The organism is Nocardia sp. alder85J, from assembly GCF_020176955.2.
Taxonomy (GTDB): Bacteria; Actinomycetota; Actinomycetes; order Mycobacteriales; family Mycobacteriaceae; genus Nocardia.
In genome coordinates this window covers 149069-165842 of record NZ_JAIUCZ020000009.1, presented here as the reverse complement: position 1 = coordinate 165842, position 16774 = coordinate 149069, and the positions used below count along the sequence as shown (strand labels likewise).

Below are 16774 nucleotides of genomic sequence, written 5' to 3'. Positions count from 1 at the left end.
CCTCGTTTCGACGACCGCCGGTCATGACGCGGCTCCGACCGGCACCGGCGCCGCAGCCGGCTCGGCGACCGGCACGGGCGCCCGGCCCTGGGCGGATTCCGCGGCCAGGATCAGTTCGGCCACTTTCGGACCGGCCTGCTCCAGGCTGAACGACCGGCCCATCTGCAACGACATCAGGTCGATGCCGAGGGTCTTGGTGACCCGGGCGCCGAGTTCCACGGCCATCAGCGAATCCAGGCCCAATTCGGGGACCGGGACCGTCATGTCGATGGATTCCACCGGTACGCCCATGACCACGGCGAGTTCCTCGGCCATCTTGCGGGCCACGAAGGAACCGCGCTTGCTCTCCTCGATCGCGGCCACCTCGGCCCGCAGCCGGGCCAGTTCCGAGGTGTCCTTGGCGGAGACCTGTGCCAGCGCCATGGTGCGACCGGTGCGGGTCAGCTGCGGGAAGGTGCCGGTGAGCTTGGCCCAATCGGTGGGGATGATGGCAGCCCGCGAAACACCAAGGCGCAGTGTTTGTTCCAGGTAGGCGGTGGCATCGGCCATATCGATCGGGTCGAAGCCCACCAGATCCAGGTATTTCACCGCCGTCTCGTCGGCGGCCATGCCGCCGGTCGCGCCGGACAGGTGGCCCCAGCCGACGCACACCGCCCGCTCGCCTGCCTTCGCCCATTCCTGGGCCATGGTCTCCACCGCGACATTGGCGGCGCAGTAGTTGTATTGGCCGTAGATGCCGTACATGGAACCACCGGAGGAGCACAGCACGAACATGCCCGGTCGGATGCCGGCGGCGGCCACCGCCTCGTGCAACAGCCTGGCGCCGTGCACCTTCGGCCGGTACACGACGTCCAGCTCCTGGAATGTCATGGCGTCCAGGCGATTGTCGGCGACCGAGCCCGCCGCGTGGAACACCCCGCGCAGCGGATGCTCGGCGCTGTGCGCCCGCCCGACGATCGCGGCGACCGCCGCCGCGTCCGTGACGTCGGCCAGCTCCTGGACCACCTCGACCCCGGTCGCGCGCCACGCCTCCAGCTGCCGGCGTGCCTCCTCGGTGCTCGCGCCGCCGCGCCCGACCAGCACCAGCCGCCGCGCCCCGCGCAGTGACAGCCAGCGCCCGATGGCCAATCCGAATCCGCCGAAGCCGCCGGTGATCAGATAGGTCGCGTCCGCGTCGATCCCGACCTCGGGCAGATACGGCCGCACCGCCGGCAGCGGCGAATCCATCCGCAGCGCAATGCGATTCAGGCCGGTCGAGCGGATGGTCTCCTCGAACGCGCTCGCCACGTCGTCGGTCTCGAACAGCCGATACGACAGCGGCGTGTAGGTACCGGCGAGCACCTTCTCGTAGACCCGTTGCAGCAGGCTGATCAGCCGCTGCGGATCGGCGGCCACCAGCCGGTCCAGGTCCATCGAGAAGTAGGCCACGTTCTTGTCGAAATTCGACATCTCCAGCAGGCCACCGGTATAGATGTCGGCCTTGCCGACCTCCACGATGCGGCCGAATTCGGCGACGGCGTGGAAGTTCTGCCGCAGGATCTCCCCCGGCGCGCTGCTCACCACGACCTCGACGCCCTTGCCGCCGGTGAGCGCCAGCACGTCGTCCACGAAATTCAGTGAGCGCGAGTCGATCGCGTGATCGGCGCCGAGTTCGAGCACGTGCGCCCGGCGTTCGTCGGTACTGGCCGTGCCGATGATGCGCGCGCCGCGGTCCTTGGCGACCTGGATGGCCGCCGTGCCGACACCGCCCGCGGCGCCGTGGATGAGCACGGTCTCGCCGGGTTGCAGCCGGGCCAGATCGTGCAGCGCGTATTCGGCGGTACCGAAAGCGATGGTGCTGGTGCAGTATCCGGGGTCCGCGTCCGGCGGCAGCACGATGGCCCGGTCCCGCTGGACCAGCACGTAGCGCTGCATCATGCCCTTGGCGGCGATCGCGACCAGGTCACCGACCGCGATCCCGGTGACCTCCGCGCCGACCCGCACCACCTCGCCGACGCCCTCCATCCCGGGGACGGTGCCGAAATAGGTGGGCGCGAGCTCACGTTCGCCGAGCAGGCCGATGACCTTCAGCGGGTCCTTGTAGTTCAGGCCGATGACCTTCATCCGGACCTCGACCTGTCCGGCGCCCGGCGCCGGGCGCGGGCACTGCCGCCAGGCCAGCGCGCCCAGCATCCGGGTGCGGGGCAGCTCCAGCGCGAAATTGGCCTGAGCGTCGGTCAGCGGCGCCGCGGTGTCCAACTCCTCCAGGCGATCCGGCAGCGGTTTGGTCACCTGCGGGGTCCAGCGGGTGCCGCAGCGCAGGGCGACCTCGTCGGCGTCATCGGTCCGGAAGGCGCCCGGGACGGCGAGTTCGGTGACCAGATCGGCGATCTCGGTACCGGGGGTCACGTCGATCAGCCGCCAGCGCAGCGTGGTCTGCTCGTTGAGCAGCACCCGGTGGGCCCCGGCGAGCGCGGCCGCGGCCGGATCGGCCGGGGTGGGGTCGCCGGGGATCACGAAGGCGCGTTCGGTCACCAGCGTGACGTGACACTGCCCGTCCTCGAACCCGCCCTCCTGCCCGGCGCCTTCCGGGTAGGCGAAAGCGTTGACGGCCACCGCGATTCGCCGCAGCGTCCACAGTTCGGCGAGATCGTCGGCCACGGCCGCGGTCACGACGACGACGTGCACCCGGTCGGTGCCGTCGGCCCGGGCGGCGGCCAGCGTCGCGACCAGGGCGCTCTGCTCCGGTTCCGGGTTCTCGGCGGCCTGCGGCTCGTCACCGGCGCAGTACAGCCGCGCGCCCGGGATCGCCGCGACCAGCGCGTGCGCGCGGTCCTCGCCGCCGGTGAGCGCGACGACCACGGTGCTCACCGAATCCTGCGGCAGCACAGTGGGATCCAGCGGATCGCGGGCCTGCATGGTCTCGGTGTAGAAGAAGTCGGCCATCCGGCGCATCGGGTCCTGGCCCGGGGTGAGCGCGCCGATCTGCAAGCCGCTCAACCGCATCACGAGATTGTGCTCGTCGTCGAGCAGATCGACGTCGGCACGCAGCCGCGCCCTCGGGTCGCGGCGGGCGACCACGGTGATCCGCTCCGGCAGCGGCGCCACCAGCCGCACCGCCGCGACGCCGACGGGAACCAGAGTGCCCTCGTCGATGCGGGATTCGGCGAACAGCAGCGCCGCGGTCTGCATCGCCGCGTCGACGACGGCCGGATGCGCCGCGTGGCCCGAGCCCACGGCGATGCTGCCGTCCACGATCGCCGTGGCCGTGTCCTTCCCGACCCGCGCGCTGAGCACGCGCCGGAAGGAGGGGCCGTATTGCAGGCCCGCGGCGGCCAGTCCGCTGTAGAACAGCTTCGGATCGACGTCGACGCCGACCGAGATCACCGGGACCTCGACCCGGGTCCGCTGATGGCTGCCGGTGAGCATGCGGCCGGACGCGTGCAGGGTCCACGCGGTGCCGGTGGCCGAGCGCGAGCGGATCAGGAAGCGGCCGCTGGCCTCCTCCACGGTCAGCGCGAGCAGCGGCACGTCCGGTGCGCCCATGATCAGCGGCGCCACGAAGCGGACCTGTTCCAGCGCGACACGTTCGGCGCCGAGCCGCTTCGCGGTGGCGCTGAGCGCCGCGTCCAGATAGGCCGCACCCGGCATGATCTTGATCCCGTTGACCACGTGATCGGCCAGCCACGGCAGTAGTTCGGTGCCGACCTGGAGCAGCCAGTCCGGCCGCCCCTCGACGTCCGGATCGCCGAGCATGGCGTAACTGCCGGGGGTACCGAGCCGGGCCTGTTCGAACAGCGGCAGCGCCGAGTGCAACCGGGTCCGCTGCCACGGGTAACGCGGCAGCGGGACGTGCGGGGTGGCGGCCCGCTCGGGCGGGAACAGGGCGTCGAGGTCCAGCACGCCCGCGCCGTACAGACCGAGCAGGGTGCGCCGGAGGCTGTCGGAGTCGCGCTGCTTGCGATCCAGCGTCGGCACCGTGGTGCCGTTGACGTCCGCGGCGAGCAGCGTCTCGCGGATGTTGCCGGACAGCACCGGATGCGGCCCGACCTCCAGGAAGACCCGGCGCTCGCCGATCAGCGCGGTGATCGCGTCGGCGAAGCGCACCGGCTCCCGCACATTGGCACACCAGTACTCGGCGTCCCAGTCCGGCCCGATGACCTGGGTACCGGTGACCGACGAGAGCAGCGGCACGGTCGGCTCGTGCGGTTGCAGGGTCGCCAGCGCCGCGCGCAGTTCGTCCAGGATGGGGTCCATGAGCCGGCTGTGATACGGCACCTCGACCCGCAGCGGACGCGCGAAAATGCCGTCCTCGGTGAGCTTCTCGCCGATCTCCTCGAGCCGGTCGACATCACCGGAGAGGGTCAGCGAGGTGGCGCTGTTGATCGCGGCGATATCGACGCGGGGGTCGTCGGCGACCAGTTCGCGGGCCTGTTCGTACGACATGCCCACGGCGAGCATGCCGCCGGAGCCGGCGGTGGTGGCCTGCAAGCGGGCCCGGTGGTAGGCTACCAGCACCGCGTCGCGCAGCGAGAGCATGCCGCTGACGTAGGCCGCGGACACCTCGCCGACGCTGTGGCCGACGATGGCCGCGGGCACGATGCCGTACCGCGCGAGTTCACGGGTCAGCGCCACCTGCACCAGGAAGTTGGCCGGCTGCGCGACCTCGGTGCTGGTGACCCGTGACCGGTCCTCGGGTTTCAGTAGTTCCTCGACGATCGACCAGCCCGCGACCTTGCGGAACTCGGCGTCGATCTCCGCGGCGGTATCGGCGAACACGCCTGTGCCGCTGAGCAGTTCGCGCGCCATTCCCCACCATTGCGGGCCCATGCCGGAGTACACGAACACCGGTTCGGTGGTCCGCGCCACGATGGTGCGCACCGCGTCGCGGCCCTCGCCGGCGGCGAAGGCGTGCAGATCCCGGACCAGATCCTCGGTGTCGCCGAGCAGCATGCCGGTGCGGAACTGGTGGTGCGCCATCCGGGTCCACGCGGCCTCGGCCAGCCGCCGCGGTTCCGCGCCCGCGGTGATCAGTTCGGCGAACCGCCCCGCCAGCGCGCGCGCCGCGGCGGTGCTGCGGGCCGAGATCGGCAGCACGCCATAGTGGTTCGGCTCCAAAGCCGGTTCGACGACGGTGGCGGGCCGGTATTCCCGCAGGATCGCGTGCGCGTTGGTGCCGCCGTAGCCGAAACCGTTGACCGCCACCGCCATCGGCGCGGCGTCCGCCGGCAGCGGCTCGGCCTCGGTCTGGACGTGCAGGCCCAGTTCGTCGAAGGGGATGTCCGGGTTGGGCGTGTCGATCCAGCCCTGCGGCGGGATCGTGCGGTGCGCGACGGCCAGCGCGGCCTTGATCACGCTCGCGATACCCGCCGCGGCCTCGGTGTGCCCCAGGGTGGACTTCACCGAGCCGACGCCCAGGGTCCGCGACCGCTGCTCCGGAACGCCGAAAACCCTTCCCAGCGCTCGCAATTCGACGGGATCGCCGACCAGGGTGCCGGTCCCGTGCGCCTCGACGTAGGTGATCTCCGCCGGCGCCAGCCCGGCGCGTTCACACACCGAACGGGCCAGCGACTCCTGGGAATCCACGTTCGGCACGGTGATCGCGGTGGTGCGGCCGTCCTGGTTGGCGCCGGTCGCCTTGACCACGGCGTAGATCCGGTCGCCGTCGCGGACCGCGTCGTCGAGCTTCTTCAGCGCCACCATGCCCGCGCCCTCGCCGCGGCCGTAGCCGTCCGCGGCGGCGTCGAAGGATTTGCAGCGGCCGTCGGCGGCGAGAAAGCCGCCCTTGCACATCAGGACGAAGGTCTCCGGCTGCAACATCACATTGACACCACCGGCCAGCGCCACCTCGCAGTCACCGTTGTCCAGCGCCTGACAGGCCAGATGGAACGCCACCAGCGACGACGAACAGGCCGTGTCGACGGTGAGCGCGGGCCCGATCAGGTTGAGCGCGTATGCGATCCGATTGGACAGCATGGTGTAGGACGCGCTGGCCGGGGTGTGCATGTCGGTGTGGAACAACGCGGGACCCACCACGCCGATGACCGACTGGTCCACCACGAAGCCACCGACGTAGACCCCGACCGGCCCGCCGGCCGCGCGCCGGGCGATCCCGGCGTCGTCGAGCGCCTCCCAGGTGACCTCGAGCATCAGCCGCTGCTGCGGATCGAGAACCGTGGCCTCTCTGGGCGAAATGCCGAAAAAGTCCGGATCGAACTCCCACGGATCCGTTGTCATGAAGGCGCCGCGCTTGGTGTAGCTGCGGCCGGGCGTGCGGGGTTCCGGATCGTAATAACGGCGGTAGTCCCAGCGATCGGACGGCATGTCGACGACGCCGTCCCGCTTGTCCAGCACGAATTCCCAGAAATTCTCCGGTGAGTCTATCCCGCCGGCGAATCGGCATCCTATGCCGACAATTGCAATATCCGACATGAACACCCTCCGCGGTCGGATCAGTCTGATTGCCAACGATTTTCGGCGACCATCGAACAGGCCCGCTGGCGTTGGCCTCATGCTAACGGCCGACCCGACGCGCCTTCCCGACTTCGGGGACACTTCACAAAGTGATCATGATCGGGTTGTGAAATCTCGAATGGGCCCGAACAATGAGGTGATCCCAGCGACTTTCATGAGATCATTTGATGTTCGAATTGTGTGAGTACGAGAGCGGCTTTCACGAGGCCGCCGGCTCGTTCGGGGCTGATGGTGATGCGCTGCAGCGCCCTCCAGCGTTGACTGAGCAGCGCGAACCCGCGTTCGCCGAGGGCACGCATGCCACGGAGCAAGGCGTTGTAGGCGCGGTTGTCGACATGCAGATGTTCTCCGGGCGGCTGTTTGACAGGGGTGTGGACGCCGATGCCGGCGCCTTCGTAGCCGCTGTCGGCGAGGGTGGGCAGGTTCAGATGTGTTGCGGCCCGGTAGAGGTCGGCGAAGACCAGTTCCCGGGCGGCGTTGATGTCGTGGATCGAGCCGGGGTTTTCGTCGCTGACCCACAGCGGGATTCCCTGCGGACTGGATACCGCTTGGATGTTCGCGCCCTGGGTGCGGGCTTTCCCGGAGTACCACAGGTCGATGACCTCGTCTTTCACGCTGACGGTCTTCTCGCCGACGCGGTCGGTCTCGAAGATCTTCCCGTCGAGGATGACGTAGGCCATGCCTTCGGCGGCGGCTCGTTCGAGGGCTTCGCGGAGTTCGGGTGCTTGGGCGGCAAGGACTTTCACGCCTTCGTCGCGGTACCGGTACGCGGTGGAGCGGCCGAGACCGAATCCGGTGCCGAGAATCGCCACGTCGTCGCGTTTGCGCATCCAGGCCAGCACGAACACCGCTTGCTTCCACGGGGTCAGTGCGCGGGTACCGCGGCGGGTGCCGAGTCGGCGGCGTTCACCGGCCAGCAGCCGCGACACGTAGTCGACCAGTTCACGCGGGACGTCGAGCATGGCAGAATAGGCGATCACGTGGAGTCCTCTGAGGGTGTGAATTCTGTGGTAAGAACTCACTTACAGGGGGCTCCACGCCTTTCCCGGCATTGCCCGGTATTCCTCGAATGTGCGTGTCTGATGGGCGATTGCGCCCATTCCATCGCTGGGATCACCTCAATACACCACCGAATCGATTGTGGTTGCCTACGTTTCACCTGACCGGCGGTGGGTGCCGGCCAGCATTTTCCGGTTGGGGGCTGCGATGTCGGGTGAGTTCGGGCGCTGGATAAATCTGGTCGTCCGGCGGCGGTTCGGCATCCTCGTCCTCGTGGTCGGCGGCCTGCTCGCGCTCGGCGTCTACGGCCTCGGACTCGCCGATCGCCTCGGGGTCGGTGGATGGGACGATCCCGGCTCGGAATCGGCGCAGGAGGCGCGGATCCGGGACCACGCGTTCGGCCACGACCACGCCGCCGACGTGTTGCTGCTGTTCCACGCACCCGCCGGAACGACCGTCGACGACCCGCGTTTCGCCGCCACCGCGGTCGACTACCTCAACGGTCTGCCGCAACGCTTTCCGGACCGGATCGACAAGATCAACGCCGCCTACTGGGCCACCGACACCGGGCTGACCCTGCCGGAACTGTTCGGCACCGAAGCGCGCGACTACGCCTTCGCCTCCGTCGCCGTCCGCGGCGACGACGACACCACCCTGCTGAACAACTATCGCAAGGTCGCCGGGGCCCTGACGCTGCCGGGCGTGGACATGGAGGTCGCCGGCCGGGCCCCGGTCGCGCTCGCCCTCAACGACACCATGGCGCAGGATCAGCGGCGGATGGAATTGTTCGCGATTCCCGCCGTGGCGGTACTGTTGTTCTTCCTGTTCGGCGGCGTGGTCGCCGCGGCGCTACCGCTGGCCGTCGGCGGGCTGACCGTCATCGGCGCGTGGGGCGTGGTCCGCTTCCTGACCACCTTCATGCAGGTGAATTCCTTTGTCTCGCCAGTTGTTTCGATGATCGGCCTGGGTCTGGCCATCGACTACGGGCTGTTCATCGTGAGCCGGTTCCGGGAGGAGCTGGCCGCGGGCCGCGAGGTGCCGGACGCGGCGCGGGCCGCGGTGGCGACCGCCGGTCGCACGGTGGCGTTCTCGGCGACCGTCGTGGTGGCCGCCGCGGGCGCGATCCTGATTCTCCCGCACGGATTCCTGCGGTCGTTCGCCGTGGGCGCGATGGTGACGGTGGCACTGGCGGCAGCGGTCTCGGTGACCGTGCTGCCGGCCCTGCTCGCGATCCTGGGCCGGCGGGTGAACTGGCTGGGATTCAACCGATTCCACGCTCGCCGGGCGGCCGCCGAGCAACGCGACAATCCGTGGGGCCGGATCGCCGGCGCGGTGATGCGCCGGCCGATCGTGGCGGTGGTGCCGGTCCTGGCGATCCTGGTGGTGCTCATCGCCCCGGTGCGCGACGTCGGCTTCGGCGGTATCTCCGAACGCTTTCTGCCACCGGAACATCCGGCGCGCACCGCGCAACAGCACTTCGACGCCATCTTCCCACTGCGCCAGACCGATCCGATCGACATCGTGATGATCACCCACGACGACAGCGACATCGGCACGGTGCTGGCGACGGCGAACCGGGCCCCCGGCCTGAAGGCCCCGTTCCCCGAACCCTTCCACTCCCCGTGGCAGCTGGGCGTTTTCACCACGTCGACGGTGCTCCAGGACGCGCACGACGCCGAGGAGACCATCGGCTACCTGCGGTCCATGCCGACGCCGAACGGCACGATCGTGCTGGTCGGCGGCCAGTCCGCGGTGGAACGCGACAGTGTGGCCGCGCTGCGGCACCGGATGCCGTGGGTCGTCGCACTGGTCTTCCTGGTCACCACCGCGCTGCTGATGCTGGCCTTCGGCTCACCGCTACTTCCGTTGCAGGCCGGACTGCTGAATCTGCTCGAGCTCGGCTCCACGCTCGGCGTGCTCACCTGGATCTTCGCCGACGGGCACGGGGCCGGGCTGCTGCACTTCACCCCGCAGCCGATCATGGCACTCGTGCTGGTGCTGATCATTTCGGTGATCTATGGGCTGTCCACCGATTACCAGGTGTTCCTGCTGGCCCGGATCCACGAGGCGCGGGCCGGCGGCGTGTCCGATACCGAGGCGGTGCGCCTCGGCGTCGCGCGCACCGGCTGGATCATCACCGCCGCCGCCCTCGTCCTGATCGTCGTGTGCGGGGCGTTCGCGCTGTCGGATCTGGTGATGATGCAGTACATCGCGATCGGCATGGCCACCGCGCTGTTCATCGATGCCGTGATCCTGCGGCTGCTGCTGATGCCGGCGCTGATGCGGCTGCTGGGCGCGGCCTGCTGGTGGACGCCCGCCGGGCGCCGCCGGGCCTGCCGCCGGGAACTTCCCGTCTCCGAAACCGATTCGCCGCGTGCGGAATTGGCAGAGTCGGCAGTCGGCTCACCGCGCTGAGCGCCGGCGGCGTCACGCCGTCGCGGCCCGGCTCCACGGGGTCGATCCGGCCACCGCGCGGCGGTCGGGCAACGCCAGGGTGAGCGCGCCGAGGCCGAGCGCGGCGACGGCGATCGCACTCAGCATGGTCATGCTGCCGGTCAGCGTGTGCGCGCGGAAGAACAGCGCGCTGAGCACCGCGAGCCCGACCGAATTGCCGATCTGCTCGACGGTCGGCAACAGACCCGACGCCTCACCCATCGCGTCGTCGTCCAGGCCCGCCAGCATGATCGGCTGCAACGGGACGCCGAACACCCCGACCCCGAATCCGGCCAGGAACACCGGGGCCGTGACCAGCGCCAGATTCACGGCCCCGGACTCGACGTAGAGGTATCCCACCCCCACCGCGACCCAGCCGCCGAAGCCCACCACCCCGGCCGCGAGTGCGCGCACACCGAAGCGGTTCACCAGCCTCGGCGACAGCAGCGCCCCGGCCCCGGCCCCGATGGCGAAGGGGGTCATGGCGATTCCGGTCCGCAGCACCGAGAAGTGCAGCACCACCTGCAACAGGATCGACACGGTGAACACGAAGGCGGTGAACAACCCGAAGAAGATCGCCACCAGCACCGAGCCGACCGCGAAACCCTTGTCGCCGAACAGATCCAGCCGCACCAGCGCCATCCCGCCGGCGCGCCGGGTCAGCCGCTCGTGGACCACGAACAGCCCGCCGAGCGCCAGCGCGGCCGCCGCGCACCCCCAGTGCACCGGCCGCCAGCCCGACTGCTGACTGTCCGACAGCGCGATCAGCAGCAGAAACAAGGCGGCCGTGGCGATCACGGAACCGCGCAGATCCAGCGGCGGACGCTGCGCCGCCGGCCCGATCCGCAGATACCGCCAGGCCAGCCCGACGGCCAGCACGCCGAGCGGCAGATTCATCAGGAAGATGACGTGCCAGCCCAGCCCGAACGGATTCACGGTGATCAGCACGCCGCCCAGCACCGGCCCGAGCATGCCCGCGAAACCCGCGGTGGCGCCGTAGGCGGCGAACGCATACGGCTGATGATCACGCCGGAAGGAGGCGGTGATGACCGCGATGGTCTGCGCCGCCATCCCCGCCCCCGCGACCCCCTGGACGATCCGGGCGAGCACCAGTTCCGAAGCGCTGGTGGACATTCCACACCACAGCGAGGCCGCCGCGAAGCCCGCGGCGGACCACAGGAACATCCGCCGCCGACCGGCGATCGCGCCGAGCCGGGCCGCGGTCAGCAGTACGCACGCGAAGGCCAGCGAGTAACCGGCCACCACCCACAACTGCTGGGACTGCGACGCCCCCACGTCCTCGGTCACGACCGGCAGTGCGGTGGTGACGATCGTGACGTCGATCATCTGCATGAACACCGAGATCAGGCACGCCCCGAAGGAACCGAGCGCCACCGCTGCCTCTCGCCGCGTCATCGGAGGGCCTCCTCGAACATCGGCCAGGACCTGTGCAGGTCGTCCTGCCAGTAGCCCCAGGAGTGGGTGCCGGTGGGCCGCAGATCGAAGGTCGCGGGAATTCCGGCCGCCCGCAACCGATCCTGCAACTGCCGGGTGCACATGTCCGCGATCGCCTCCAGCGGGACCCCGAACACGAACTGGTAGAGCAGTTGGATCGCGTCACCGCGGGTGTACCCGAGATTCTCGTTGTGCCCCGGCGTCCCGTTTCCGGCGGACACGTAGATGGCGGTGCCACGCAGCTTGTCCACGTGCAGATACGGATCGTTGGCCGCCCAGTCCGGATCGCCCGGCGGCCCCCACATGTCGGCGACCGTCCCGCGCTGCGTGGTGACCACGGCGCCGACGATGGCCTGTCCGGTGGGATCGCTGGTCCGCGCGCATCCGCTGTAGGAGCCGATGGCCCGGTAGAAACCCGGTGCGGCGAGCGCCAATTGGAATACCGAGGTGCCCGCCATCGATACCCCGGCAATGGCGTCGGCGCCGGTGCCGTCGAATTCCTCGTCCACGATCGGCGGCAACTCCCGGGTCAGAAAGGTGGCCCAGCGCTGCTTGCCGAGCACCGGATCGTCGGCGCGCCAATCAGTGAAATAACTACCCGCGCCGTCCATGAGCACGACGACGTTCACCTGTTTACCGGCGAAGAACTCGGCCAGATCGGTGTGGTCGATCCAATTGCCGTCCGATCCGCCGCTGGAACCGTTGAGCAGATACAGCGTCGGCGCGGGTGTGTCCGGATCCGCGGCCCGCAACAACGTCATATTCACCGATCGCCCCATCGCCGCCGAATACACCTCGAGCTGCGTCTGCCGGCCGGGACCCGGCCGGATCTCCCCGATTTGCGAGGTGTCCGCCGGTGCGGGATCGGCCCGTGCACCGATCCCTCCGCAGGCCAGGAAAAGCGCAACGGCCAGCAGCACGATCCCCGTCCGCCGCGAGTATCCCACCATGTCGACTCCTGCCCCGGATGAGAAAGCTCCGATCCGGAGTGAAGAACACCCGCGCATCCCCGCGCACGTCATCGCGACATTGTTGTGGCCGTTACCAATCGGCGCCGACGTTCATTCCACGAAAGACCGAAGACCGTCGGCGCCGGGTGGCCGATCGGCACGCTCCGGTGGCGGCACAGCGTGTTCTTCCGCCGGCTCGAATCCCTGCCCGTCACACTGTGATCGGAGAGCCGGGTGAGCTTGTACTGCTGCGTGATCAGATCGAGCACTTCGGGGGTGAGCATGCCGCCGGTGTACTCGGCCCGGCACCGACTGCGGCTCAGCTGTTCACCCGAGGGCGCCGTGTCCAGGGGCCCGAAGTGGTGGATCGGGCCGCCCCGCGCCTCGGCGTCACCGCCGAACCCGCCGGGGAGTCACGGCCGATCCTCCCCCGCCGGGACATCGTAGAACTGGAGGGCCCACTTCCGCAGGTCCATATAGGGTTTCCGGTCGACCGGCGACAGCGGCGGGTGCTCCACGTACTCCTGGTACCGCCAGATGCTCAGGTCGTCCCAGACGGTGATCAGGAATTCCTTCTCCACCCGTTCGATCACCTCCGGCGGCGGGACGTCCGAGTCGTCGCCGGGCAGCCGGGGCCACCAGATCGAATAGAACAGATTGCAGGCGCCGTCGTCGACCGGGGTCGACGAGAGGATGAGCCGGTGTTTCGAGGCGCCGTCGAAGGCGCTGATCGAGCCACCGAGGCCGAAGATGTGGCCGCGGATCTTCAGCGCCATGGCGTCGGGATCGTCGCTGCGGACGTCGGGCCAGCCGGTGTGGAACGTCCAGGACTCGTTGTCCGCCCGGTAGTCGAGCATCCGCGGTGTCACCGTCGCGCGGTGGACGTAGCGGAAATGCGCGCTGTCGGGGCCGTTCTCCAGCACCACCTGGGGGTGCACCGGCTCCTTCTCCGCCAGCCGGGAGAATTCCGGATACGGCCGGTAGTAGCCGGTGGGCGAGACCCCCACCTCGGGAAAGAGTTCGAAGATGTCGGGCATCGGCCAGCGCGGCGGCTCACCGTGCGGCTGATGCCACAGGAAGACACAGCCGTGCTGTTCCAGCACCGGGTACACGCGTAGTCTCAGACCGCGATCGACCCGGTCCTCGCCGGGGATGTGGCGGTTGGTCCCGTCCGGGCCCCAGCGCCAGCCGTGGAAGGGGCATTCCACGCAGTCGCCGACGACCTTGCCGCCGTGACCGATGTGGGCGCCGAGGTGACGGCAGTGGCCGGTCAGCACGTGCATCTCGCCGGATTCGTCACGGTAGGCGACCAGATCCGTGCCGAAGTACCGCAGCGGCCGGACCTCACCCACCGGGAATTCGGGTGACCAGCCGATCTGGAACCAGCCGGTGACCTTCCAGGTGAAAGGTACCTTCACGTGTCACACCTCCCGCATACCGACATAGATACTGAGTATCTTACAGTAATGCACATTGCCGCAGCGGGCTCGGACCACAGCAGAACCGGGATACCTTCCTGTAACTACAACAGTAATTTTCTCGATCCGCCGCTGCGCGGCGGTCCCCGGCGTTACCGTGCTTGGATGCAGGACCATTCGGACGATGCCGTCATCGAAGCCCCCGCCGATCTCACCGCCGACCGGCTGTCGGCGACACTGCGTGCGGGAACCGTCACCGGCTTCCGATCCGAGCGCATCGGCACCGGGCAGGTCAGCGACTGCTATCGGGTGAGCGTCGACTACGCGCCCGGCGCCTCCGGGCCCCGGACGGTCATCCTGAAGGTGGCCGCCGGCGACCCCACCAGCCGGCGGACCGGCATCGCGCTGGGCCTGTACGAGTGCGAGGTCCGCTTCTATCGCGAACTCGCCCCGCATCTCGCCGCCGGGCCGATACCGGTCTGCTACCACGCCGCATTCGACAGTGCCACAGGCGCATTCGATCTGCTGATCGGTGACGCCGTCGCCTCGGCGCCCGGTGACGAGATCCGGGGCGCGACCATCGAACAGGCCCGGCTCGCGGTCGGCGAACTCGGCCGCCTGCACGCGATCGTCCTGGAGCATCCCGGGCTGACCGACGCCGACTGGCTCGACCGCGGGTCGATGCTGAACCAGGACCTGCTGGCCCAGCTGTACACGATGTTCCTGGATCGCTACGGCGAGCACCTGACCGCGCCGCAGCGCTCGGTCTGCGACGCGGTGGTCGGCTCGTTCGACAGCTACCGTAGCGCGCGCACCACGTTCCCGATCGGGCTCGTGCACGCCGACTATCGGCTGGACAACCTGCTTTTCGGCTCCCCGGACGCGGAACGCCCACTGACGGTGGTGGATTGGCAGGGCGTCATGCGGGGCCCGGTGATGTCCGATCTCGCCAATTTCCTGGGCGGGGCGATGTCGATCGAGGATCGCCGGGCGCACTACGACGAACTCATCGACCTCTATCGCACCTCGGTCGGACCGGATTCGCCGTACACCGACGCGCAGATCCGCGAGACGATCCGGTATCAGAGCTTCACCGGTGTGATCACCGCGATCGCCGCCTCGATGGTCGTCGAACGCACCGACCGCGGGGACCGGCTGTTCATGACGACCCTGCACCGGCACTGCGCGCACGTGCTCGACATCGGCGCCCTGGAATTACTGGCCCCGGCGGCCACCGCCTGAGCCGGCTCACGGCGAGCGCTCACCCCGCTCGCCGTAGAGCGCGACGACCTCGGGCACCTTCGGTTTCATCGCCGCATTGCGCGGGAGGGCGTCGACCACGTCGACGGCGACCGGCACATGGTGACTGGGCAACGCCTCGCGCACCAGATCCTGCAATTCCGCCTCGCTGGGCGCGGGGTGCCCGTGCCGCAGCTCCACCACGGCGAACGGCACCTGTCCCAGTCGCGAATCGGGCACGCCGACCACGCAGGCGTCGCGAATCGCGCTGTGCCCCAGCAAGACCGCGCGCACGCGTTCGGGCAGGATCTTGAAGCCGCCGCGATTGATCGCACCGTCGGCCCGGCCGTGGATCGTCACGAAACCGTCGGCGTCCACCGACGCCAGATCGGTGGTCCGGACGAACTCCGGGCCCAGCGCCGCGACCCGCGCGGTCAGCACGCCCCGCTCCCCCGCGCCGACCGCCGCGCCCGTCTCCGGATCCACGACCCGGACCTCCACCCCCGGCAACGGCCGGCCGACGCTGTCCGGCTTCGCCGCACCGTAGCGGCGATGGGTGTCCAGCGTCCAGGCGCACACCGAGCCGCCGAATTCGGTGGCGCCGTAGGCCCACAGCAACGGGATGCCGTACCTGGCCTCGAATTCCGCGCGCAGTCCGGGCTCCAGCGGACCGGAACCACCGGGCAGGTACTCCAGCGAGGCGAGATCCGCACGAGGGACGTTCGCCTGCAACACCATCCGCAGGATCGTCGGCTGCACCCCCGCCGTCCGGACCCGATAGGTCTTGATCGCCCGCACCCATTCATCGACGGTGAAACGCTCGAACAGCACCATCCGTTTGGCGAGGAACGGACCGGCGAGCAACTGGCAGATGCCCACGCTGCCGAACGGCCAGTAGACCAGTTCCGGCGGATCCTCCGGCGCCGGATCCCGGCCCGCGGTCATCGTCGCCACGGTGTGCCGCAGGGCCGAGAGGGGAATCCGGACCCGTTTCGGCGGACCAGTCGTGCCGCTGGTCAGGATGTAGAGCCCGGATCCGGCTGCCGCACCGGCGGTCTCGCGATCACCGCGCGGCACCACCGCTTCGGCGCCGAGATCCGCGGCCGACACCGCGATCCCGGCGCTGCCCGCCTCGGCGCACGCCGCGCACAGCGGCTCCTCCCACTCCCGCGCGTCGGCGATCACGACGGCCGGCCGCAATTCCGCCACGTCCCGGGCGATCCCGGTCACCGACTGATAGGAATTGATCATCGTGACCGACCGGCCGTCGACGATGCAGGCGAAAACCGCCGCGGCGTGCGGCACCCGGTTGCGGACCACGATGCCCACCCGGTCGGTCCGCGCCACCCCGAGCCGATCCAGCTCCGCCGAAATCGCACGCACACAACCGATCACCTCCGCACCGGAGTACCAGCGGCGCTCGAACTCGATACAGGGCCGCTCGCCGTAGGCCGCGAGGTGCCCGGCCAGTTCGGCGGCGAACTCCGCATCCGGATCGGCGCCGCCGCCGGACGGGGTGGCGGCGCGCGGCCGCACCGGAACATCGGAACTGCTCATGGTGCCCCTTCCGGACGCGGCGGCATCCGAAGCGGGTGCGCCGACCGTCCGGCACAAGACTACAGTCTCACCTACCGCATGCATTACAGTAATGAGAGGAAAGTTCGCAGCGGCGGCCGGCCGAATCCGGCCCGGCCCGGAGGTGTTCGCCGCCCATGCCCGCTCCGGCGCCGGCACACCCGGCCGGCCGAGGGCCGCGGCGCCGCCCGGCGAGCCCGCCACGAACGGCGACTCCGCGCCGCCGAGCACCGGATCGCCCGGCCGGATACC

9 protein-coding genes are annotated in these 16774 nt (G+C 69.5%); 2 read left to right on the top strand and 7 right to left on the bottom strand.

Going from position 1 to position 16774, the window contains the following annotated elements; translation table 11 throughout:
• Positions 1-21 precede the first annotated feature (21 nt).
• Both LBW94_RS31045 and LBW94_RS31040 read right to left on the bottom strand, forming a co-directional pair.
• Positions 22-6411 (bottom strand): type I polyketide synthase, encoded by a 6390-nt coding sequence (locus LBW94_RS31045; RefSeq protein ID WP_225061921.1) that lies wholly within the window; start codon positions 6409-6411, stop codon positions 22-24.
• 194 nt (positions 6412-6605) lie between these two features.
• Entirely contained in the window at positions 6606-7433 is an 828-nt protein-coding gene (locus LBW94_RS31040) for a transposase family protein (RefSeq protein ID WP_266269969.1), read from the bottom strand.
• Between the two features lie 226 nt (positions 7434-7659).
• Here LBW94_RS31040 and LBW94_RS31035 point away from each other — a divergent pair, with 226 nt between their 5' ends.
• Positions 7660-9867: an MMPL family transporter gene (locus LBW94_RS31035; protein ID WP_225058874.1), complete on the top strand. Its 2208-nt coding sequence runs from the start codon at positions 7660-7662 to the stop codon at positions 9865-9867.
• 12 nt (positions 9868-9879) lie between these two features.
• Here LBW94_RS31035 and LBW94_RS31030 read toward each other — a convergent pair whose 3' ends face one another.
• The 4 genes from LBW94_RS31030 to LBW94_RS31015 form a co-directional block, all read right to left on the bottom strand.
• On the bottom strand, positions 9880-11301 hold the full coding sequence (locus tag LBW94_RS31030; protein WP_225058875.1) for an MFS transporter: 1422 nt from the start codon (positions 11299-11301) through the stop codon (positions 9880-9882).
• Positions 11298-12290 carry an alpha/beta hydrolase gene (locus tag LBW94_RS31025; protein WP_225058876.1) on the bottom strand — a complete coding sequence of 331 codons (993 nt, stop codon included), beginning with the start codon at positions 12288-12290 and terminating at the stop codon, positions 11298-11300. Before LBW94_RS31025 ends, LBW94_RS31030 begins: the two co-directional genes overlap by 4 nt.
• Positions 12291-12358: 68 nt before the next feature.
• Complete coding sequence (locus tag LBW94_RS31020; protein WP_225058877.1) at positions 12359-12574, bottom strand: hypothetical protein; 216 nt, start codon at positions 12572-12574, stop codon at positions 12359-12361.
• A gap of 129 nt (positions 12575-12703) precedes the next feature.
• Positions 12704-13708 carry a Rieske 2Fe-2S domain-containing protein gene (locus tag LBW94_RS31015; protein ID WP_225058878.1) on the bottom strand — a complete coding sequence of 335 codons (1005 nt, stop codon included), beginning with the start codon at positions 13706-13708 and terminating at the stop codon, positions 12704-12706.
• 165 nt (positions 13709-13873) lie between these two features.
• Here LBW94_RS31015 and LBW94_RS31010 point away from each other — a divergent pair, with 165 nt between their 5' ends.
• A complete protein-coding gene (locus LBW94_RS31010; RefSeq protein WP_225058879.1) occupies positions 13874-14950 on the top strand; it encodes an ecdysteroid 22-kinase family protein in 1077 nt (358 codons plus the stop codon).
• Between the two features lie 6 nt (positions 14951-14956).
• Here the strand turns inward: LBW94_RS31010 and LBW94_RS31005 are convergent, their stop codons facing one another.
• Entirely contained in the window at positions 14957-16504 is a 1548-nt protein-coding gene (locus LBW94_RS31005; protein WP_225058880.1) for a class I adenylate-forming enzyme family protein, read from the bottom strand.
• Between the last annotated feature and the right edge of the window lie 270 nt (positions 16505-16774).

Coding starts and splice junctions, on each gene's coding strand:
- LBW94_RS31030 (WP_225058875.1), bottom strand. CDS start 11,301: ATGACGCGGCGAGAGGCAGCGGTGGCGCTCGGTTCCTTCGGGGCGTGC.
- LBW94_RS31020 (WP_225058877.1), bottom strand. CDS start 12,574: ATGCTCACCCCCGAAGTGCTCGATCTGATCACGCAGCAGTACAAGCTC.
- LBW94_RS31035 (WP_225058874.1), top strand. CDS start 7,660: ATGTCGGGTGAGTTCGGGCGCTGGATAAATCTGGTCGTCCGGCGGCGG.
- LBW94_RS31025 (WP_225058876.1), bottom strand. CDS start 12,290: ATGGTGGGATACTCGCGGCGGACGGGGATCGTGCTGCTGGCCGTTGCG.
- LBW94_RS31010 (WP_225058879.1), top strand. CDS start 13,874: ATGCAGGACCATTCGGACGATGCCGTCATCGAAGCCCCCGCCGATCTC.
- LBW94_RS31045 (WP_225061921.1), bottom strand. CDS start 6,411: ATGTCGGATATTGCAATTGTCGGCATAGGATGCCGATTCGCCGGCGGG.
- LBW94_RS31005 (WP_225058880.1), bottom strand. CDS start 16,504: ATGAGCAGTTCCGATGTTCCGGTGCGGCCGCGCGCCGCCACCCCGTCC.